Here is a 732-nt window from a genome sequence, read left to right on the forward strand (position 1 = left end):
CCTTAGGACCGTTATAGTTACGGCCGCCGTTTACTGGGGCTTCAGTTCAGAGCTTCGCTTACGCTAACCCCTCTCCTTAACCTTCCAGCACCGGGCAGGTGTCAGCCCCTATACTTCGCCTTACGGCTTCGCAGAGACCTGTGTTTTTGCTAAACAGTCGCTTGGGCCTATTCACTGCGGCTTTCCGTTAAGAAAGCACCCCTTCTCCCGAAGTTACGGGGTCATTTTGCCGAGTTCCTTAACCAGAGTTCTCTCGCACACCTTAGGATTCTCTCCTCGCCTACCTGTGTCGGTTTGCGGTACAGGCACCTTTTATCTCGCTAGAAGCTTTTCTTGGCAGCGGGGAATCAAAGACTTCGCTCCATAAGGAGCTTCCCCATCACAGCTCAGCCTTCACGATAAGCGGATTTGCCTACTTATCAGCCTAACTGCTTGGACGTGCACAACCAATCGCACGCTTCTTCTATCCTTCTGCGTCCCTCCATTGCTCAAACGATAAAGAGGTGGTACAGGAATATCAACCTGTTGTCCATCGCCTACGCCTGTCGGCCTCGGCTTAGGTCCTGACTAACCCTGAGCGGACGAGCCTTCCTCAGGAAACCTTAGGCATTCGGTGGACGGGATTCTCACCCGTCTTTCGCTACTCATACCGGCATTCTCACTTCTAAGCGCTCCACCAGTCCTTCCGGTCTGACTTCACTGCACTTAGAACGCTCCCCTACCACTGATACC

General features: G+C 53.1%; 1 rRNA gene. It reads right to left on the reverse strand.

Annotated elements, in window-relative coordinates:
• Positions 1-732: ribosomal RNA gene (locus HF854_RS12420) — 23S ribosomal RNA — on the reverse strand; the annotation flags it as partial.

Source organism: Desulfovibrio piger (genome assembly GCF_012843875.1).
GTDB lineage: Bacteria > Desulfobacterota > Desulfovibrionia > Desulfovibrionales > Desulfovibrionaceae > Desulfovibrio.